Origin of the sequence: Paraburkholderia agricolaris, assembly GCF_009455635.1 — a bacterium.
GTDB lineage: Bacteria > Pseudomonadota > Gammaproteobacteria > Burkholderiales > Burkholderiaceae > Paraburkholderia > Paraburkholderia agricolaris.
The window spans coordinates 2,956,743-2,975,573 of sequence record NZ_QPER01000001.1 but is presented as its reverse complement, the minus strand read 5'-3'; the positions used below and the strand labels follow the sequence as shown (position 1 = coordinate 2,975,573).

Annotated in this window: 17 protein-coding genes and 1 riboswitch; of the genes, 10 read left to right on the top strand and 7 right to left on the bottom strand. The window is 64.1% G+C overall.

Annotation, left to right across the window (positions count from 1 at the left end; genetic code table 11):
• Nucleotides 1-42: 42 nt before the first annotated feature.
• The 3 genes from GH665_RS13135 (at nucleotide 43) to GH665_RS13125 (ending at nucleotide 3,048) form a co-directional block, all read left to right on the top strand.
• Nucleotides 43-1,083 carry an ABC transporter substrate-binding protein gene (locus GH665_RS13135; protein ID WP_153136224.1) on the top strand — a complete coding sequence of 347 codons (1,041 nt, stop codon included), beginning with the start codon at nucleotides 43-45 and terminating at the stop codon, nucleotides 1,081-1,083.
• 116 nt (nucleotides 1,084-1,199) lie between these two features.
• Nucleotides 1,200-2,465, top strand: coding sequence for a sulfite dehydrogenase (soxC, locus tag GH665_RS13130; RefSeq protein ID WP_153136223.1), 1,266 nt, complete (start codon nucleotides 1,200-1,202; stop codon nucleotides 2,463-2,465).
• Entirely contained in the window at nucleotides 2,458-3,048 is a 591-nt protein-coding gene (locus GH665_RS13125; protein ID WP_153136222.1) for a c-type cytochrome, read from the top strand. Before soxC ends, GH665_RS13125 begins: the two co-directional genes overlap by 8 nt.
• Nucleotides 3,049-3,085: 37 nt before the next feature.
• Here the strand turns inward: GH665_RS13125 and GH665_RS13120 are convergent, their stop codons facing one another.
• The gene (locus GH665_RS13120) at nucleotides 3,086-4,234 is read right to left on the bottom strand and encodes an acyltransferase family protein (RefSeq protein ID WP_153136221.1); all 1,149 of its coding nucleotides are present in this window, start codon (nucleotides 4,232-4,234) and stop codon (nucleotides 3,086-3,088) included.
• A 182-nt stretch (nucleotides 4,235-4,416) separates the two neighbouring features.
• Between GH665_RS13120 and GH665_RS13115 the strand changes: the two genes are divergently transcribed.
• Nucleotides 4,417-4,836 (top strand): DUF1801 domain-containing protein, encoded by a 420-nt coding sequence (locus tag GH665_RS13115; protein WP_153136220.1) that lies wholly within the window; start codon nucleotides 4,417-4,419, stop codon nucleotides 4,834-4,836.
• Nucleotides 4,837-4,852: 16 nt separating this feature from the next.
• On the opposite strand, the gene GH665_RS13110 is transcribed toward GH665_RS13115, so the two are convergent.
• The gene (locus GH665_RS13110; RefSeq protein WP_153136219.1) at nucleotides 4,853-5,773 is read right to left on the bottom strand and encodes a LysR family transcriptional regulator; all 921 of its coding nucleotides are present in this window, start codon (nucleotides 5,771-5,773) and stop codon (nucleotides 4,853-4,855) included.
• Between the two features lie 160 nt (nucleotides 5,774-5,933).
• Nucleotides 5,934-6,704, bottom strand: a complete 771-nt coding sequence (locus GH665_RS13105) for an AraC family transcriptional regulator (protein WP_153138433.1) — start codon at nucleotides 6,702-6,704, stop codon at nucleotides 5,934-5,936.
• An 89-nt stretch (nucleotides 6,705-6,793) separates the two neighbouring features.
• Here GH665_RS13105 and GH665_RS13100 point away from each other — a divergent pair, with 89 nt between their 5' ends.
• From GH665_RS13100 to GH665_RS13090, 3 genes are read left to right on the top strand one after another with little or no spacing between them, the layout of a single operon-like run.
• Entirely contained in the window at nucleotides 6,794-8,518 is a 1,725-nt protein-coding gene (locus GH665_RS13100; RefSeq protein ID WP_153136218.1) for an efflux transporter outer membrane subunit, read from the top strand.
• Nucleotide 8,519: 1 nt separating this feature from the next.
• Nucleotides 8,520-9,659: an HlyD family secretion protein gene (locus tag GH665_RS13095; RefSeq protein ID WP_153136217.1), complete on the top strand. Its 1,140-nt coding sequence runs from the start codon at nucleotides 8,520-8,522 to the stop codon at nucleotides 9,657-9,659.
• Nucleotides 9,656-11,242, top strand: a complete 1,587-nt coding sequence (locus GH665_RS13090; RefSeq protein WP_153136216.1) for an MDR family MFS transporter — start codon at nucleotides 9,656-9,658, stop codon at nucleotides 11,240-11,242. Before GH665_RS13095 ends, GH665_RS13090 begins: the two co-directional genes overlap by 4 nt.
• A 27-nt stretch (nucleotides 11,243-11,269) precedes the next feature.
• Here the strand turns inward: GH665_RS13090 and crcB are convergent, their stop codons facing one another.
• Nucleotides 11,270-11,650: a fluoride efflux transporter CrcB gene (gene crcB, locus GH665_RS13085; protein ID WP_046565693.1), complete on the bottom strand. Its 381-nt coding sequence runs from the start codon at nucleotides 11,648-11,650 to the stop codon at nucleotides 11,270-11,272.
• Nucleotides 11,651-11,730: 80 nt separating this feature from the next.
• Nucleotides 11,731-11,793, bottom strand: a riboswitch (Fluoride riboswitch).
• Nucleotides 11,794-11,906: 113 nt separating this feature from the next.
• Nucleotides 11,907-13,109, bottom strand: a complete 1,203-nt coding sequence (locus GH665_RS13080; protein ID WP_153136215.1) for an ammonium transporter — start codon at nucleotides 13,107-13,109, stop codon at nucleotides 11,907-11,909.
• A gap of 407 nt (nucleotides 13,110-13,516) precedes the next feature.
• Between GH665_RS13080 and GH665_RS13075 the strand changes: the two genes are divergently transcribed.
• Nucleotides 13,517-15,277 (top strand): sensor histidine kinase, encoded by a 1,761-nt coding sequence (locus tag GH665_RS13075; protein WP_153136214.1) that lies wholly within the window; start codon nucleotides 13,517-13,519, stop codon nucleotides 15,275-15,277.
• On the opposite strand, the gene GH665_RS13070 is transcribed toward GH665_RS13075, so the two are convergent.
• Nucleotides 15,264-15,590 carry a hypothetical protein gene (locus GH665_RS13070; protein WP_153136213.1) on the bottom strand — a complete coding sequence of 109 codons (327 nt, stop codon included), beginning with the start codon at nucleotides 15,588-15,590 and terminating at the stop codon, nucleotides 15,264-15,266. The genes GH665_RS13075 and GH665_RS13070 overlap by 14 nt on opposite strands.
• A 311-nt stretch (nucleotides 15,591-15,901) precedes the next feature.
• Nucleotides 15,902-16,483, bottom strand: a complete 582-nt coding sequence (locus GH665_RS13060) for a DJ-1/PfpI family protein (RefSeq protein ID WP_030102684.1) — start codon at nucleotides 16,481-16,483, stop codon at nucleotides 15,902-15,904.
• Between the two features lie 229 nt (nucleotides 16,484-16,712).
• Here GH665_RS13060 and GH665_RS13055 point away from each other — a divergent pair, with 229 nt between their 5' ends.
• Together GH665_RS13055 and GH665_RS13050 are read left to right on the top strand one after the other, a co-directional pair.
• On the top strand, nucleotides 16,713-17,747 hold the full coding sequence (locus GH665_RS13055) for an ABC transporter substrate-binding protein (protein ID WP_153136212.1): 1,035 nt from the start codon (nucleotides 16,713-16,715) through the stop codon (nucleotides 17,745-17,747).
• A gap of 48 nt (nucleotides 17,748-17,795) precedes the next feature.
• The gene (locus GH665_RS13050; RefSeq protein WP_153136211.1) at nucleotides 17,796-18,785 is read left to right on the top strand and encodes a quinone oxidoreductase family protein; all 990 of its coding nucleotides are present in this window, start codon (nucleotides 17,796-17,798) and stop codon (nucleotides 18,783-18,785) included.
• Nucleotides 18,786-18,831 lie beyond the last annotated feature (46 nt).

The following is an 18,831-nucleotide window of genomic DNA, read 5'->3' as shown; positions in this document are numbered from 1 at the left end:
AACCCATAGAACAATCGATAACGATCTGAGGAAGAGTCAACCATGAATCCCTACGATGAATCGCCGCTGAGCGAAAGCCGCCGTGCGTGGTTACGCAAGACGGCCTGGACTGCGGGCGCCGCGGCGCTCGGCGGCGCGTGGCTGGGTATGCCGGCCTCGCCGGCTGTCGCCCAAACGCCGCAGGCCGCGCTCAAGCCGCTCAAGCTTTCCTGGAATGCCGGCGCGATCTGTACCGCGCCGGTGGCCGTGGCGGTGAAGCAGGGTTTTTTCGAGCGGCACGGCTTGCAGGTGGAACTCGTGAACTTTTCGGGTTCGACTGACCAGTTGCTCGAGGCGATCGCGACGGGCAAATCCGATGCGGGTGTCGGCATGGCGCTGCGCTGGATCAAACCGCTGGAGCAGGGCTTCGATGTGAAACTGACGGCCGGGATTCACGGCGGGTGCATGCGTTTGCTGGCCACGCGCGCGTCGGGCATCGTCGACGTGGCGGGACTGAAGGGCCGCACGATCGGCGTGAGCGATATGGCGAGTCCTACGAAGAATTTCTTTGCGATCGTGCTGAAGAAGATCGGCGTCGATCCGGAGCGCGATGTGAACTGGCGTCAGTATCCGGCGAATCTGTTGGGCGAGGCGCTGAAGAAGGGCGAAGTGCAGGCGATTGCGGACGGCGACCCCACCATCTGGACGATCCGCGAATCCGATCACCTGGTTGAAGTATCGAACAATCTGTGCGGCGAGTATCAGAACCGTTCGTGCTGCGTGCTGGGCGTGCGCGGTTCGCTGGTGCGAAAGGATCGCGCCACCGCGCAGGCGTTGACCCAGGCGCTGCTCGAAGCAACCGAGTGGACCGCCAATCATCCGGCCGACGCGGCGGCGATTTTCTCGGTCTATACGCCTTCTGCCGAAGTGAGCCAATTGACGGCGATGCTCAAGAGCCATACCGATCGCCATCATCCGGTCGGCGACGCGTTCAGGAAAGAGATATCGCTCTACGCTGACGATCTGAAGGCGGTGGGCGTGCTCAACAGCGGCACCGATTCCAATCGTCTCGCGGACAGGGTGTTCTCGAACGTGCTGGTTTAACGGCGCACCGCATCCGTCCGATATGCGGTTTGTGTCGAACGATAGTCGAATTTATCGTTTGGCCGTGACAGCAGGCATCGTTACGCTAATCGGCTTGCCTATGATGTGCCGACGCCATGATGAACCCGCACAACCCTCCGCCGTCGCGCGGCCGCCGTCGACTGCTCGGTCGTCTGGCGGCCGGCGGTCTGGTGGTTTCCCACGCGGCTGCCGCCAGTGAATTGCTCAAGCCGCTCACGGTCGCGCAATCGAGCCGCGTGCCCGGCGCGCCCATTCTCGAGCATCCATACGGCGTGCCTTCGCCCTACGAGGCGAATGTCGTACGGCGGAGCGCACGTGCGTGGCCGCTGCCCGGCGCGGCTTCGTCAATGACACCGCTCGCCGATCTGCACGGCACGCTCACCCCCAACGGTCTGGTCTACGAGCGTCATCACGGCGGCGTGCCGGACATCGATCCCGATCAGCATCGGCTGGCTATTCACGGGCTGGTGCGCACGCCCAAGCTGTTCACGATGGACGACCTGCTGCGCCTGCCGTCCGAATCGCGGATTCATTTTCTCGAATGCTCCGGTAATACCGGCAACGAATGGAATGGTCCGAGCGGCATGCCGGTGCAACTCACGCATGGTTTGCTGTCGTGCTGCGAATGGACCGGCGTGCGGTTGTCGACTTTGCTGGAAGAAGTGGGCGGTTTGTCGAAGCCGGCCAATCCGGCGGGCGGCTGGTTGTTGGCGGAAGGCGCGGACGCCGCCGTGATGACGCGCAGCCTGCCGCTCGAGCGCATACTCGATCGCGCGCTGGTGGTCTACGCGCAGAACGGCGAACGCTTGCGTCCCGAGAACGGCTATCCGTTGCGTCTGATCGTGCCTGGCTTCGAGGGCAATACGAACGTCAAATGGCTGCGCCGGCTGAAAGTGGTCGACGCGCCGTTGCAAACACGAGAGGAAACCTCGAAGTACACCAGCCTGCTCGCGAACGGCACGGCGCGTCAGTTTGCGTTCGAGATGGATGCGAAGTCGGTGATCACGCGGCCTTCGCCGGGACATCGCCTCACCACCCAGGGCTATTACCCGATCACCGGCCTGGCGTGGTCCGGACGCGGGACGATCCGCAAGGTGGAAGTGTCGACCGATGGCGGTGCGAGCTGGCGTCTCGCGCGTCTGGACGGCGCCATTCACGATCGCGCGCTGACGCGCTTTCAGGCGGACTGGCACTGGGATGGCAGTGCAACCGCGATTCTCTCGCGCGCCACCGATTCGACCGGCTACGTGCAGCCCACGCGTGCCGAACTGGTTGCCGCGCGTGGCCTGAATTCGCAGTACCACTACAACGCGATCCAGCAATGGCGAGTCGAGGCAAGCGGCGAGGTGCGCAATGCGTGATGGCCGCAGTTCGATCCGCACGCCGGCGCGCACGGCACGAACCGCGCTGGCCGTGCTGCTGTCGCTCTCGGCGTTGGCATCGTGTTCAACAGTCGCGCCGGGTGACCGGAGCGCCGGCGGGGGGCATGAGATCGGCTCGCCGCTCACCGAACAGGACCTCGCCGCCTGGAACATCGACGTTGCGCCGGACGGCCGCGGCTTGCCCGCGGGCAGCGGCGACGTCGCCACCGGCGCACACGTGTTTGCCGCCAAATGTGCGGCGTGCCACGGCGCGCAGGGTGAGGGCGGTCTCGGCGATCAACTGGTAGGCGGGCAGGGTACGCTGACGAGCGCGAAGCCGAAGCGCACCGTGGGCAGCTACTGGCCCTATGCGACGACCCTGTTCGACTACATTCGCCGTGCGATGCCGTACAACGCGCCCGAATCGCTTTCTGCCGACGAGGTGTACGCGCTAAGCGCATTCCTGCTCAACCGCAACGGCATCGTGCAGGCGGATACGCGACTCGATGCGGCGTCGCTGCCGCGTGTGGTGATGCCCAATCGCGGCGGTTTTGTAGCCGATCCACGGCCGGGACGGCTATGAGGTGCGGCTGCTGATCTGATGGCTCAGGCCGGGCGCTTCATGCAGCCGGGGCAGCCGGCGCATTCGGCGTGTATTTGCGCAGCCGCTGCGAAAGCAGATGCGAAGGCTTTTCGATCATCCGGTAGAACGCGTAGCTGATAGCGAACGCCAGTGCCACCTGCACGAACCACGCGAATCGGGATGTAGCGTCGAATCCGGTCATTTCCAGCAGGGCAAGCGCCATCTTGTGGCACAGATAGAGGCTATAGGACCACGCGCCGAACGTGGCCAGTCTGGCCCACACGCCGCTTCTGGACGGCGTGGCGGTTTCCGCCGCGATCCAGACCGCCGCGAGGAACTGAAATAGCGGCAGCGTGATGTCGGGCGTGATCAAGGGCACGATAGCCGGCTTGAGATTCGATTCGGACAACAGAATCATAATGACCGCTCCGGCAGCGACTACCGCCACTCTCAGCGCAACCAGATGGTTTGCGAGGTAGCGCGTGCTCCGGTCAAGGCCGCCCTTGATCATCAGCGTGAGCGGCGAATACGCGCCGCGAACGTGGAATTGCTCCGCGTTGCGCTGGATCTCCGCGATCAGACAGCCGAAAATCCATCCGGCCGCATACAGCAGGGCCGTGCCGGGAACACCATACGTTTCGATGACGCAGCCGTGGCAAACCGGGTGCCCGATCAGACGAACCACGGCCACCATCACGCCCGCTGCAAGCGCGCAGCCAACGATCATTTCACCGATGTAGCGAAAGCGGGGACGCAGCAGCGGATAAGCGGCGTAATACACCATCTCGCAGTAGAGCGACCACAGCACGGATTCCAGATAGTTCTGGCCCGCCGGCAAAGGTTGAACGAGGCACAGCAGGATCACCAGCGGCAAGCCGATGCGGATGAATCGGGACGCGTAATAGTTGATCGGCTTGAGCGTCACATCCTTTTGATATGCGTTGTGGATGCAATAGCCGGAAATGACGAAGAATACGATGACGGCGGCGGGGCCCGCGAACAGCGCGGTCGACCCTGACCACAACGCGCCGCCGAGGAATGCGAGCGGGTGGGGCAGAAGTTCTTTGAACGCGGGCGGCTTGAAGTGGTACATCAGAACCCAGACAGCCGCAAGGAATCGAATGGCGTCGATCTTCAACGACTTGTTCAGATTTGTGGACGCTGAGAGATTCAAGGTGATCGCCATTTTTGCCCCTTCTACTATTCAGGCTGCGGCGATCTTACCTCCGAGGGGAACAACAAAAATAACGATAAAAATCGAAAAAAATGGCGAAATTAATGCCTCATTGGCGCCGGCGGATTGATGCTGGCACAATTCAAAGGCAGTCTCTGCCGAGACCGGACCAGAATTCGAGGCGTAACGACCCTATGACTCCATCAGAAACCATTGACCAGATGATCGCGGGAATCACGGATTGGCGTGGTGAAACCTTCGCCGCGATGCGCAAGACCATCCTCGCGGCCGATCCGCAGATCGTCGAGGAATGGAAGTGGATGGGAAGCCCCGTGTGGTCTCGTGACGGAATGATCGCGGTCGCCAATGCGCACAAAGGCAAGGTCAAGCTGACTTTTGCCCACGGGGCTAGCCTTCCGGATCCCGAGAAGCTGTTCAACGCGGGTCTTGAAGGCAACGCAAGACGGGCGATCGACTTTTTCGAGGGCGACAGGATCAATGAACGTGCGCTAAAGAATCTGGTCCGTGCCGCGATTGAACACAACCAGACCAAATTGAAGAAGAACGCGCCGGCGAGTACCCGGGCGAAAGCACGTAAAAGCAAAGAGACGTGAGTCCGGGGCACCGAATCTAAAGCACGCTTGAATAGCGATCCTGAAGGTTCTCCTGGCTGCTGCGTTGCATCTGAATATGCGCCTTGGTGAAATCGATCCACGCGCGTATTTTCGGGTCGAGATACTGTCTGGACGCGTACAACAGGTACAGGTCGGTTTCGTTGACCGTGTACTCCGGTAACACGGCGACCACGTTGCCGCCCTGGATCTCCTGCGCGGCGATATACGAGGGCAAAGGCCCGATACCCATGCCTTGCCGGATAGCGATCGCGAGCGAACGTCCGGCGTCGACGGTGAGCTGGGGATCAATGCACACCATGCTCGTTTCCGCGCCGCATTTCACGGCCCACTCGCGGTCGCGAAATGCGGGGCCGCCAATCTGCAGGCAGCGGTGTGCCGCAAGCTCGGCAAGCGCGCACGGCATGCCATGCTCTTCGACATAGTCCGGCGACGCGCACAACACGCTTCGAATCGTGCCGACCTTCACCGCGACCAGGTTGGACTCGGGAAAGTGATTGGCGGCGATCAGGACGATATCGTAGCGTTCGCGAATCAGATCGGGCATCTGCGAGGCCACCGTCAAATCGAAATTCACCTGGGGATACTGACGCTGGAATCCAGCCGCGAGCGGAAGCACGAAGTGATCGGCCAGACTCGCGCTGCAGTGCACCCGCAGCGTACCGCGCGGCTCCGCGGAGGCGAGATTCACTTCGCGCTCAGACGCATCCAGCGCGCGCAGGACTTCGTGTACGCGGCTCAGATAGCGCAGGCCGACCTCGGTGAGCGCCATCGAACGCGTCGTGCGATGCAGAAGACGTGTGCCAAGATGACTTTCCAGTTGTGCGATAGCACGCGACACATGAGGCGTGGAAAGGCCGAGGCGTTCTGCGCTGCGAGTAAAACCGCCGGTGTCGGCGAGCACCGAAAAAACGCGCATGCAATGAATCAGATCCAGTCAAATTCTCCCGGTCGGTAAGGGTGCCCTGCTGCCATGAACCTCACACAGTGGCGTTGGCAGTCTATTCGACGACGCCGGTGCGCTGCACGCGTGAATCTTCAACTCATCGTCGCGAATTGGACACGGCCGGACTGGATGCTCATTTGAAGTATTCGCTCGGCGCGACCCCCAGCACTTTGCGAAACATCGCCGTGAATGCACTCGGGCTGTCGTAGCCGTGTTCGAGCGCGACATCGAGCACCGACGCGCCGGTTGCCAGTTGTGGCAGGCTCAGCAGAACCCGCGTGTGGCGGCACCATGAACCATGCGTCATGCCGGTTTCGCGCTGGAACGTCCGGGCGAACGTACGCGGGTTCATGTTGGCCCGGCCCGCCCAGCCTTGCAATGTCGCGTCGAGCGAGGGCTGCGCAATCAGTTCGGCGCACAGTTCGACGAGCGCCGGATGACGGGGCATCGGCACGTGCAGGAGCAGGGGGGCGGCCATGCAGATTTCGTCGAGAGTCAATTCCAGTACGCGCCGTTCCCGTTCGCTGTATCCGGCGGCCGGTCGAATGCCGACCGCGGTCACGATCAGCTCGCGCAGCAGTGCGCTCACCAGGATTACCCTGCAACTGTCGGGCAACGCGTCACGCGCGTCGGGGGCCGCGTAGACGGTGCGCATCTGCACGTCGCTCGCAATTTCGATTTCATGGCGCACGCCGCCCGGCACCCACACCGCGCGGCCGGTCGGCACGATCCAGCTGCCGCTAGCCGAACGCACGATCATCACGCCCGAGATCGCGTAGATCAGTTGGCCGCTGCTATGTGTGTGCGCCGGGAATACCGTGCCCGCGGGCTGATCCGTGGCGAGCACGGTGACGGACGCGGCTTCCAGCGCTTTCTGGCTTTCAAAAAAACCGAAACTGTCCATTTCGCGATGATGCATGGCAATTCTTCGAGAGATAACCGGAGCGCAGAACTCTACCATCAGGCTTCCGACTCCACAGCCGAGCATCTGTCATGGTTCCTCCGGGCGCTTTCCGCACCGCTTCCAGTACTGCGCTTATCACCGCGACTAGTACCGCGTTCAGTATCGTTTCCCGTACCGCTGCCGGTACCGCTGCCGGTACCGCTGCCGGTACGGCTTCCCATACCGCGCCTGGCATCGCTTCTTCCACCGGTCACTCTGCTGGCCGTGGCGGCACGAACTGCCGGCCACGCGCACCACGCCGCCTTACCCATGCGCCTCTGCGCGCGATCTGCGTTGCTGCGTTCGCGCTGCTCGCCTCGGCCTGTTCCCTTGAGGCGCCGTACCGCGCGCCACAGTTGCCGGCTGGGGCATCCGCGCCGTTCATGTCGGCGCAGCATGCGCCGGTTGTGCAACAGCCGTTACCTGACGACTGGTGGCGTCTCTATCAGGACCCGGTGCTGGACGGTCTGATTCAGCAGGCACTCGAGCAGAACCGCGATCTCGCGGTCGCGTTTGCGCGTCTTGCACGCTCCCAGGCGGTGGTGAACGAAACCGGTGCCGCGAAACTGCCCGATACGCAGCTTGCGCTCGGCGGCAACTACGGCAAGCAGAACGCCGATCAGATCGTCGCGGCGGCGCGGCGCGAATCGGCTGACACGCGCTGGGCTTACGCACCTTCGCTGGCGGTTTCGTACGAAGTCGATCTGTGGGGGCGCGTACGCCATCTCGTCGAGGCGTCGCAAGCCGATGCCGACGCCATGCAGGCGGCCACCGACGCGGTGCGCGTCGCCGTTGTCGCAGCGACCACCGATGCCTATCTGCACGCGTGCGCCTACGGCGAACAGATCGACGTGGCCAACCGTTCGCTCGGGATCGCCCAACGGCTGGTGGATCTGACCACCCGGCAACGCGATCGCGGGCTGGTGTCCGATCTCGAAGTCACGCGCGCTAGTGCCTTTTTCGACGAGACCCGTGCGACGGTGCCGACGCTCGAGGGCAAACGTCGCGCCGCGCTGTTCGAACTGGCGGTGCTGCTGGGCCGCCCGCCTGGCGAATTTCCCAAGGCGGCCGGGCAATGCCGTGTGGTGCCCGTGCTCAGCGCGCCGTTTCCGGTTGGCGACGGCGCCGCCCTGTTGCGCCGCCGTCCCGATCTGCGTGAGGCGGAACGCAAGCTGGCCGCCGCCGATGCCCGTGTCGGCGTGGCGCGCGCCGACCTGTATCCGTCGATCGTGTTGGGCGGCTCGGTGAACCTCCTGTCGACGACCGGCAGTCTGGCGTCGCTTGGCGATCAGTACGCGCTGGCATGGGGCGTCGGGCCGTTGATCAGTTGGCGTTTCCCCAACATGGCCGTGAGCCGCGCGCGGCTGGTGCAGGCCAAGGCCGATAACAGCGAAGCGCTCGCGCAGTTCGAGCAGAACGTGCTTGTCGCGTTGAAGGAATCCGAGCAGGCGCTGACGTTCTACGGCGCGCAGTGGGAGCGCCAGAGCGCGTTGCAGGCGGCCCGCGCGAACGCGGCCCGCGCCTTCCATCTCGCCGAGCTGAACTACCAGGCAGGGGCGCTGGACTTTCTCGACGTGCTCGATGCCGAGCGCAGTCTCGTTGCCGGCGACGCCGCGCTCGCGGTGTCGACTGAAGCACTCGCGTCCGACCAGGTCGCCGTGTTCAAGGCACTCGGTGGCGGCTGGCAACACCAGGCCATTGCGCCACATGACGCGGCGCCACCTCACGCCGCGGCACCGCCTCACGTATCCGTTAATTTTTCATCAGGGTCCTGATATGAGTACCACGGTCGTTCCAGAAAAAGAAAAGACTTCGCCGTTCAGCAAAAAGAACCTTGTGCTCGCGGGCACGGCCATCGCTGTCGTTGGGCTCGTGGTGGTGGGCATCCACTGGTGGACCGTCGGCCGTTTCATCGAAAGCACCGACGATGCGTATGTGCGCGCCGACGTGGTGACGGTCAGCTCGCGCGTGCCGGGCTATGTGACGAGTGTCGAGGTCGAAGACAACCAGCCGGTGCACAAGGGCGACGTGCTCGCGCATATCGACAGCGCGGACTACGCGGCTAAAGTCGCCAAGGCTCAGGCGACGGTCGACACGGCGCTGGCGACCTTGCACGCGGAGCAGGCGAATCTCGCCACGCTCGATGCGCAGATCGCCCAGCAAGGCAGCGTGATGGCGGCCGCGCGGGCGGACGTCGATGCGGCGCGGGCGGGCGCGAACCGTCGCAAGTCGGACGCCGAACGCTACCGGCAACTGGCGGCCGAGCAGGCTTCGAGCGCTCAGCGCTGGGAGCAGGCCCATGCCGACGCGCTCACCGCCGACGCCGAACTGGCGAGAGCCGCCGCGACGGTGCAAACCCAGCGCGGCCAGCAAACCGTGCTGGAGAAGCGCAGGGCGCAAGGCATGGCGGCGATCGAACAGGCGCAAGCGCAGCTCGAGGTCGCGCGTGCGGCCCTGTCGCTCGCGCAGATCGATCTCGATCACACTGAGATTCGCGCCGCGAGCGACGGCACGGTCGGCCAGCGCACCGTGCGAGTAGGGCAGTACGTCGAGACCGGGCAACCGCTGCTCGCCGTGGTGCCGCTTCAGGATGTCTACGTGATCGCCAACTTCAAGGAAACGGAGGTCGCGGCCATGAGCGCCGGCCAACCGGTCGAGATCGACGTCGACACCTATGCGGGGCAGCCGTTGCATGGGCGCGTGCTGAGCATCGCACCGGGCTCGGGCGCGCAGTTCGCGTTGCTGCCGCCGGATAACGCGACCGGCAACTTCACCAAGGTCGTGCAGCGCATTCCCGTGAAGATCCAGATGGACGCCGGTCAGCACGACGCGATCCGGTTGCGGCCGGGCATGTCGGTCGTCGCGCGGGTTCATACCGGCGCTCCCGTGACGCAGCCTGCCGCGAGCCGCTCATGAGCACGGCGAGCGCTTCTTCCCGCACTCATGATCCGGTGTCGCTGCGCGCGTGGGTGGCGGTGCTCGGCGGCGTGTTCGGCTGCTTCATGGCCGGTATGAACGTGCACGTCACCAATGCATCGCTGCCCGATATTCGCGGCTCGCTTGGCGCGAGTTTCGAGGAAGGTTCGTGGATCACCACCGCGTATCTGGTCGCGGAAATCATCATCATTCCGTTGACCGGCTGGCTCGTGCGAGTGTTTTCCATCCGCCGCGTGATGCTGGTCGGCACGAGTGGATTCCTGATCTTCTCGCTGGTGTGTTCGGTGGCGCCGACCATCAATGCGATGATCGTGGCGCGCGCCTTTCAGGGGGCGTTCGGCGGCGTGCTGATTCCGCTGTCGTTCCAGCTGATCCTGACGGAGCTGCCGGCCTCACGGCATCCCCTCGGCATGGCGCTGTTCGCGGTCGCCAACAATGTTGCGCAGGCGGCCGGCCCTTCGCTCGGCGGCTGGCTGACCGACATGTATTCGTGGCGCTGGATCTTCTATCTGCAGATTCCGCCCGCGCTCATTTTGCTGGGCGCAATCGGCTGGGCGATCAAACCCGAGCCCGTGCATCTGGACCGGCTGCGCAAGGCGGATTGGCTGGGCATTTCGACGATGGCAATCGGACTGAGCGCGCTGCAGATCGTGCTTGAGGAGGGCGGACGCAAGGACTGGTTCGGCTCGAGCTTCATTACGAACATGTTTCTGGTTGCGGTGGTTGGGTTGACGGTGTTCGTGGTGGTGCAGCTTCGCCGCGAGGAGCCGTTCATCAATCTGCGGCTGCTCGGCCGCTATAACTTCGGCATTGCCAGTCTGATGCAGTTTCTGTTCGGCGGCGTGGTGTTCGCGGTCGTGTTTCTGGTGCCGAATTACTTTGCCGAATTGCAGGGCTACAGTGCGCGGGATATCGGCGTGATGATGGTGCCGTATGGCCTCGTTCAGTTCGTCATGTCGTTCCTGACACCGCCTTTAATGCGCCGCACCAGCGCACGTACGACGATCATCGCCGGCTTCACGCTCGTCGCGATCGGCTGCCTGATGAACATTCATCTCGACGTGAACGCATCGGCGAACGTCGTGGTGCCGTCGCTGATCGTGCGCGGGATTGGGCAGTCGCTGGTGGTCGTCGCACTCGGTGTGATGGCCGTCGACGGCATCGAGAAAAGCCAGCTCGGATCGGCCTCGGGCCTGTTCAGCATGGTGCGCAATCTGGGCGGCGCAATCGGCATTGCGATCGCCAGTCAGATCGTGGTCGAACGCGAGAAGCTGCACGCCTCGCGGATCGGAGAAGCGATCACGCCGTTCAACGGCGCGTTTCAGGAGCGCATGATCGGCATGGTCCGGGTGTTGGCTCAGGGACACGTAGGACGGGCCGATGCCATGGCGGCGTCCGGACTCGCCGGCGCGCGCGAAGCGGCGCTTGGAATCGTGGACAAGCTGATCGGCCGCGAAGCGCTTCTGATGGCATACAGCGATACCTTCTATGTGGCCGGTATCGCCATGCTTGGCTGCACGCTGGCCGCGTTTACGCTGCGCGGCCGCAAAAAAAGCGGGTAGGGGCGGGAGACGCTATTCGCGCGGCACTCAGCGCGCCAGCAAGGAAACGGTTGCGATGCCGAGGATCGTCATCACGAGCGAGGCTCCGACGTGAATGACGATCTCGCCTGCTGCCCAGCCGAGCCGACCGTCTTGCAGGCGCTGCACGACTTCCGCCGAGAAGGTCGAGAACGTCGACAGGCCGCCCATCAACCCCGTGATTACGAAGAGCCGCCATTCGGGCGCGATCTGCGGCGCCCGCGCGAACCCTGCGACTGCGACGCCAATGACGTAGCCGGCGATCACGTTAGCGGCGAAGGTGCCAAGCGGCAAACCGGTGAACAGGCCGTTCAGACGGATACCGAGAAACCAGCGGAATAGCGAGCCGAGCGCGCCGCCAATGCCGACCGCGAGAATGGACAAATACATGGAAAAGTACTCTGGCGAGGCCAAAAGATCGACAAACCGGGCTCGCGGGGCAGGCGTGATGCCACGTCCGCAGTCGTCCGGGCGAAGCAGGCATCATCAGCCATCAAGGGCGGTTAATGGAGAATGCCATCTCCAGCGCGCAAGTCTAGCATCCACCGGGCATTGGGGACAGACGAGCATGGTGCGCGGCGCGCAGCATCCGGCGCGCCGCTGAGCCCGGTTTGCGGCCAACCGCGGGTAACGTGCTGCCAGCCCCTCAGCCGACGCTTTCGCGCTCCGGCGTGGCCGAAATTTTGTGGATCGACAGATCCGCGCCGTTGTATTCGTCTTCCTGGTCGAGCCGCAACCCTACCGTCAGGCGAATGGCCCCGTACACGAGCGTGCCGCCGAGCAAGGCCACCACAATGCCGCCCAGCGTGCCGACCAGTTGCGCGCCGAACGATACGCCGCCGAGGCCACCGAGCGCACGCAAGCCGAAGATGCCGGCCGCGAGGCCGCCCCACGCGCCGCACAGACCGTGCAACGGCCACACGCCGAGTACGTCGTCGATACGCCAGCGGTTTTGCACGCAGGTGAACATATAGACGAACAGCACGCCCGCAATGCCGCCCGTCACCAGCGCGCCGAGCGGATGCATCAGGTCGGAGCCGGCGCATACCGCCACCAGTCCGGCAAGCGGGCCGTTGTACGTGAAGCCGGGGTCGTTGCGGCCCGCGAGCCATGCGCTCAGCGTGCCGCCGACCATCGCCATCAGCGAATTGACCGCCACGAGGCCGCTGATCTTGTCGATGGTCTGCGCGCTCATCACGTTAAAGCCGAACCAGCCGACCGCCAGCACCCACGCGCCCAGCGCGAGGAACGGAATATTCGACGGCGGATGCGCGGCAATGCGGCCGTCCCGATGGTAACGGCCGTGGCGTGCACCGAGCAGCAGCACAGCCGGCAACGCGACCCAGCCGCCGAACGCATGCACCACCACCGAGCCGGCGAAGTCGTGAAACGGCACCCCGAAGACCTGGGTCAGCCAGTTCTGAATGCCGAAGCGGCCGTTCCACGCGATTCCTTCGAAGAACGGATAGACGAAGCCAACCAGTACGAAGGTGGCGAACAGTTGCGGATTGAACTTCGAGCGCTCGGCGATGCCGCCCGACACGATCGCCGGAATTGCCGCCGCGAAGGTCAGGAGGAAGAAGAAGCGCACCAGCGCATAGCCGTTGTGCGCGGCCAGCGATTCGGCGCTGCCGAAGAACTGCACGCCATAGGCGATCGTGTAGCCGATGAAGAAATACGCGATCGTCGAGACTGAGAAGTCCACCAGAATCTTCACCAGCGCATTGACCTGATTCTTTTTGCGGACCGTGCCGAGTTCGAGAAACGCGAATCCCGCATGCATGGCCAGCACCATCGCGGCACCCAGCAAAAGGAAGAGGGTATCGGTGCCGGTTTTAAGACTTTCCATCGAGTGTCCCGCTTATGCCAAAAAAGCGGGCATTGAATGCAAGAACCGGGCCAAACTTGTGCCGAAAGCGTCGATCAGGTGCAGGGACGCACCGGAATGGGTTTGGTGTGACGTTCTGGCGATTCAGCGGCAGCGCTTCGTTGCACCTCGAATGACGGGGAAAGCACAATTTAAGTGCATTGTGGTTCCGCTCTGGCTGTCATGATCCAAATGTGGGCAGATTATTCGATTTGTTTTACGTTTAATTCAAAAGCCTGACGTTATATGCGCAATCGTTGCGCACGGAGCGATATCTGGCGGAACAAGCATGATTCGTGGCGTGCCGTCTTTGTCTTCCTGCGCAAACGCCCACATAATGTGCCGTCCCCGTGCATGATCTGCCGGCCATCGACCTCCAATGCGCACGCATGAGACTGACCACTAAAGGCCTGTTGCTGATCGCGATTCCGGCTTTCTTCGAATTGGCGTTGCTGTCCGGCCTGGTCAAGGCGCAGTCCGACGCGGCACAAGCCGAGCGGTGGGCTATCCATAGCGAAGACGTGCTGCGCCAGACCACCGCGATTCTCGATCCGGTGCTGGGTGAGTCGGTGGCGCTGCGCGGCGCGGTGCTCGCCAACGATACCCGCTTTACCACGCCGGTCACGGTGTGGATGGACGTCGACCGTCGCATCGATCAACTGGCCGAGCTGGTGGCCGATAACCCGGCGCAAGTCGAACGGGTGGTGCAGGTGCGCCAGGCGGTGCAGGGCTATCGCCAATGGTCGGACCGCGTTCAGGACATGCTGCATTCGGGGCGGCGGCGCGATCTGCTCGATCGCTTTCGAGACCTGGGCGGCGCCGACGTGCTCGATCGCTTCCGCCAGCAAGTGGCGGCCTTCCAGAGTGAAGAGCGGCGCCTCGACACACTGCGTTCAAGCGCCGCCGGCGCCGCGCGTGAACGGCAGCAGATGCTGGTCGTCGCGGCCGTGCTCGGCTCCTTGCTGTTCGTCGCGGTGGCCATCTGGTTGTTCACGCGTGGCGTGCGCGGCCGGCTCGCGCTGCTCTCCGACAATGCCGGGCGCCTTGCGGGCAACGAGCCGTTGGCGCCGATCGGTCCGGGCCGCGACGAAATTGCGCGGCTCGATCTGACCTTGCATGAAACCAGCCGGCGCCTGCTCGAAGCCGAGCGCATCCAGGCGCGCTTTCAGTCCGATCTCGCGCGCCGCGCCGGCGAACTGGCGCGCATCAACGAGACCTTGCGGCAACAGACCCAGGAGAACGAAATGTTCATCTACAGCGTGTCGCACGACCTGCGTGCGCCGCTGGTGAATCTGCAAGGCTTCTCGAAAGAACTGACGCGCGCCTGCGACGACCTGCGTACGGTGCTGCGGCAGTCGTCGCTCGCGGCCGAGCCGCGGCAGCGCATCGAACGGGTGGTGGACGAGGATATCGGCGAGGCCTTGCACTTCCTGCAAACCGCCGTGTTGCGCGCCTCCCATATTATCGACGCGCTGTTGCGGCTGTCGCGTGTCGGCCGGGTCGAGTACCGGCAGCAAAAGGTCGAGGTGTGCGATATCGTGCCGCGCGTGGTCGATGCCATGCAGGGATCGATCCGGGCCCGGCGGGCGCATGTGATCGTCGACGAACTGCCGCCGGTGTGGGGCGACCCGACCGCGCTTGAACAGGTGTTCGCGAACCTGATCGGCAACGCGGTCAATTATCTGGACCCGGCGCGCGAAGGTCTGATCGAGATCGGTACGACGCCGGCCCCGCCGGGCGTGCATTCGCTACGGATTTTTTACGTGCGGGACAATGGCCTGGGCATTCCGGCGGTCGCGCTGCCGCGGCTTTTTAACGCGTTTCAGCGGCTGCACGGCAATGTGGCGGCGGGCGAGGGCATCGGCCTTGCGCTCGTGCGGCGGGTGGTGGAGCGCCACGGCGGGCGCGTGTGGGCGGAGTCGAAAGAGGGGGTGGGCACGACGTTTTATCTGTCGCTGCCCGAAGCCGGGGCGCGGAGCGCGCAGCGGTCTGTCGAAACGCATGCCACGCTGGCCGACGGTACTCACGCGGTGCATGGTGGACGGCAAGTGCGTGCGGAACCCGGTGATTCTGCGGGCACGGGTCCCGGCGGCAGTGCGGTACACGCCGCGAATACCGCCCATGCCGCGCCTGGTATCAGTACGCGGTAAAGAGCCGGCGTGGTTTGAGCAGTTTGCTGCCGCGAATCGACCAGTAACAGCCGCAGCAGATCAGGACCGCGACGCCGGTCAGCGCTTCGAGCGGCGCCGGGTGCAAGCCGGGCAGGCCGTCGAGCGCGAACAGGCCGCGTGCGGCGATCAACAACGCCGCCCATAGCGAGCACGCTGCTTGCACGAGCATGCGCGTACCCGCCAGACGCCGTGCGCGGTTTTCTCGCGACCAGTTGGCCGGGGTACGTGCGCAGAAAAAAGCAATCGCCATCAGCGTGACGGCGAGAATGACGATCCAATCAGTCAGTTCCATCAAAAAAGGCTCCCAGGTCAACCCGCGACTATAGGAAAGCCTTTTGCTGCGAACTATCGGACGAATCTCAAATTCGGGTGCGCCGAGGGTGCATTCCGGGGCAATCGCACTGAGAGGTTTCTGCGAATCCGCCTCGTGGTTCTACTGAAGCTTTATCAGTCCTGCTGCCGTCGAACGGAAGCCACAGCGGCGATAAAACTCCTCGAGGTGGGGTTCAAAATCGACCTGCAGCCAATGCGCGCCGCGTTGCCGCGCAAGTATTGGGAAGGCGAGCGCGCGTGGCCGCAAAGGTCCGGCGCTCGCCGTCGGGATCAGAGTTCGATCCGGGTGCCGAGCAGCACGAGGAATTGACGCAGCCACTCAGGATGAGCGGGCCACGCGGGGGCGGTGACGAAATTGGCGTCGGTGATCGCCGCATCGACCGGAATGTCGGCGTACTCGCCACCGGCCAGCTTCACTTCGGGCGCGCAGGCTGGGTAGGCGGAAATGCGCTTGCCGCGGATCACGTCGGCGGCGGCCAGCAATTGCGCCGCGTGGCAGATCGCGGCGATCGGCTTGCCCGCTTCGGCAAACTGCCGCACCAGCTCGATGACCTTGTGATTCAGACGCAGATACTCGGGCGCGCGGCCTCCCGCGATGGCCAGTGCGTCGTACTGACGAGAATCGGCGTCGTCGAATGTCGCATTGAGAGTGAACTGATGGCCGGGCTTTTCGGTGTAGGTCTGGTCGCCTTCGAAATCATGAATGGCGGTCTTGATCTTCTCGCCGGCTTTCTTGTTCGGACAGACCGCGTCGACTACGTGGCCGACGGCCTGCAATGCCTGAAACGGCACCATCGTTTCGTAATCCTCGGCGAAGTCGCCGGTCAGGAACAGAATCTTCTTTGCTGCCATCGCATGCCTCCAGTTGATCAACGGAATACATCGAGCGGGCAGTCAGTCTACTCCAACACGTTTGACAGAACCGCGACGAAGAGGCGCTGCAGGCACGCCACGTGGATCGGGAAACTACTGAGAAAACAGTTTGCCCGCGGAAAGCAATCAGAAGGGCGGCGTTCCCTATACTTTCTCGCATGCCGAAGCCTGCCTTGACAGGCGCTGTTTCAACTGTGAGGAGACAGGAATGCCGCGTCCCGCCGGAACCCTGGTCCGCGCACTGTTCTGCATCGTGGCGCTGGCCGCGGCGCACATCGTGAGCGCGCAACCCATCGTGCTGATGACTGGCGGTGCGGCAAAACTGATCTATCTGCCGGTGATCCTGGCGGACCAGTTGGGCTATTTCCGCAGGGAGGGGCTCGACGTGCGCGTGGTCTCCGCGCCCGCGGGCATCGATACGTCGACCGAGCTCGTGGCGGGCGCGATACAGGGCGCGGTCGGCTATTACGATCACACGATCGCGCTGCAAAGCCAGGGCCTGGATGTGCAGTCAGTGGTCGTGCTGGGCCAGTCCGCCGGCCTCATCGAGCTGGCGCGGCGAGGCGGCGGCATGCAGACGATGGCGGATGCGAAAGGACGCCGGCTCGGCGTGACCGGCTTCGGATCGTCGACTTACTTCCTGACGCGCTATCTCGTTGAGCGCGCGGGCGTGGCCGCCGGCGAGTACACGGTGGTGCCGCTCGCCAACGAGTCCGCATTCGAGCAAGCCCTTGTCGACGGTAAGGTCGATGCGGGCATGATCGAAGAGCCGACCGCGACACGCATGCTGACCCGGCTCGAAGCCACGCCGCTTGTCGACATGCGCAGCGTGACAGACACGCGTGCGCAACTGGGCGGAGCGTATGCGGGCGCGTGTCTCTACATGCAACGCGACTGGATCGACGCCCATCAGGACGCGACGGCGCGGCTGGTGCATGCCGTGCGCGATGCGCTGCGTTTCATCCAGACGCACGACGAAGCCGGGATCGCGGCCGCTGTGCCCGCAACGATCCGGGGCGATGACCCGGCGCTGTACCGCCAGGCGCTGGCGATCGCGAAACCGGCGTATTCGCCGACCGGCGCGATGCCGGCGGACGCACCGTCGACCGTGCTCGCGGTGCTGGCCCGCGCCAACCCCGAGATATCGGCGCGGCACATCGACCTCGCGCGCACCTATACCAACCGCTTCGTCGCGCCCGCATCCACGGACGCTTCGGACGGCCAGGCCGCAGGTTCGCACTGAGCCTTGCTGCCCCAATCTGTTCGCACATACCTACCGGAGACTTTTGCCATGCGAGCCATCCAGATTCACGAATACGGCGGGCCCGAAGTGCTTCGGCGCGTCGAGATCGACGTGCCGGAACCGTCGCCGGGTGAAGTGCTTGTGCGCGTTGTGACGGCGGGTATCAACTTCATGGACGTGCACACGCGGCAGGGTAAGTATCGCGATTCGCGCACCTACCCCGTGAGGATTCCGTGCACGCTCGGCATGGAGGGCGCGGGCGAAGTCGTCGAAGTGGGCGCGGGCGTCACGTCGTGTCGCAAGGGCGACCGGGTTGCGTGGTGCATCGCGTGGGGCGCGTACGCCGAGTATGCGGTGGTGCCCGCGGCACGTCTCGCGAAGCTGCCGGACGGGGTCGGTTACGACATCGCCGCCGCAGCGATTTTCCAGGGTTCGACAGCCCATTATCTGCTCGAGGATGTCGCGCACATCGGGCCGGGCAGCACCTGCCTCGTGCATGCCGCGTCTGGCGGCATCGGACAGTTGCTCGTGCAACTTGCGAAGCGGCGCGGCGCGCAAGTGTTTGCCACGACCAGTTCGCCCGACAAAGCGGCGCTCGCGAAAGCGCGCGGCGCCGACCACGTGCTGATGTACGAGGACGGCGCGTTCGCCGACAGGATTCGCGAGCTGACGCAGGGCAAAGGCGTCGACGTCGTGTTCGACGCAGTGGGCCGCACGACGTTGCGCGACAGCTTCCGGGCGACGCGAACCCGCGGCCTCGTCGTCAACTACGGCTCCGTCACCGGCCCAATGCGCGATCTCGATCCGTATGAGCTGGGCGAAGCCGGTTCGCTGTTCCTCACGCGGCCACGTCTTGCCGATCATCTCGCCGATGCGCAAACCGTACAGCGGCGTGCCGACGATATTTTCGACGCCATCCAGCAAGGCGCGCTGCGCGTGGAAATCAATGGCCGCTATACGCTGGACACCGTCGAAGCGGCTCATGCGGCGCTCGAAGAACGCCGCCAGTCGGGCAAGGCCGTGATGGATATCGCCTAGCCGCCAGATCTACCCACAGGAGCGATTGCCTGGCACACACAACCCG

Coding starts and splice junctions, on each gene's coding strand:
- GH665_RS13135 (WP_153136224.1), top strand. CDS start 43: ATGAATCCCTACGATGAATCGCCGCTGAGCGAAAGCCGCCGTGCGTGG.
- soxC (WP_153136223.1), top strand. CDS start 1,200: ATGATGAACCCGCACAACCCTCCGCCGTCGCGCGGCCGCCGTCGACTG.
- GH665_RS13125 (WP_153136222.1), top strand. CDS start 2,458: ATGCGTGATGGCCGCAGTTCGATCCGCACGCCGGCGCGCACGGCACGA.
- GH665_RS13120 (WP_153136221.1), bottom strand. CDS start 4,234: ATGGCGATCACCTTGAATCTCTCAGCGTCCACAAATCTGAACAAGTCG.
- GH665_RS13115 (WP_153136220.1), top strand. CDS start 4,417: ATGACTCCATCAGAAACCATTGACCAGATGATCGCGGGAATCACGGAT.
- GH665_RS13110 (WP_153136219.1), bottom strand. CDS start 5,773: ATGCGCGTTTTTTCGGTGCTCGCCGACACCGGCGGTTTTACTCGCAGC.
- GH665_RS13105 (WP_153138433.1), bottom strand. CDS start 6,704: ATGGACAGTTTCGGTTTTTTTGAAAGCCAGAAAGCGCTGGAAGCCGCG.
- GH665_RS13100 (WP_153136218.1), top strand. CDS start 6,794: ATGGTTCCTCCGGGCGCTTTCCGCACCGCTTCCAGTACTGCGCTTATC.
- GH665_RS13095 (WP_153136217.1), top strand. CDS start 8,520: ATGAGTACCACGGTCGTTCCAGAAAAAGAAAAGACTTCGCCGTTCAGC.
- GH665_RS13090 (WP_153136216.1), top strand. CDS start 9,656: ATGAGCACGGCGAGCGCTTCTTCCCGCACTCATGATCCGGTGTCGCTG.
- crcB (WP_046565693.1), bottom strand. CDS start 11,650: ATGTATTTGTCCATTCTCGCGGTCGGCATTGGCGGCGCGCTCGGCTCG.
- GH665_RS13080 (WP_153136215.1), bottom strand. CDS start 13,109: ATGGAAAGTCTTAAAACCGGCACCGATACCCTCTTCCTTTTGCTGGGT.
- GH665_RS13075 (WP_153136214.1), top strand. CDS start 13,517: ATGAGACTGACCACTAAAGGCCTGTTGCTGATCGCGATTCCGGCTTTC.
- GH665_RS13070 (WP_153136213.1), bottom strand. CDS start 15,590: ATGGAACTGACTGATTGGATCGTCATTCTCGCCGTCACGCTGATGGCG.
- GH665_RS13060 (WP_030102684.1), bottom strand. CDS start 16,483: ATGGCAGCAAAGAAGATTCTGTTCCTGACCGGCGACTTCGCCGAGGAT.
- GH665_RS13055 (WP_153136212.1), top strand. CDS start 16,713: ATGCCGCGTCCCGCCGGAACCCTGGTCCGCGCACTGTTCTGCATCGTG.
- GH665_RS13050 (WP_153136211.1), top strand. CDS start 17,796: ATGCGAGCCATCCAGATTCACGAATACGGCGGGCCCGAAGTGCTTCGG.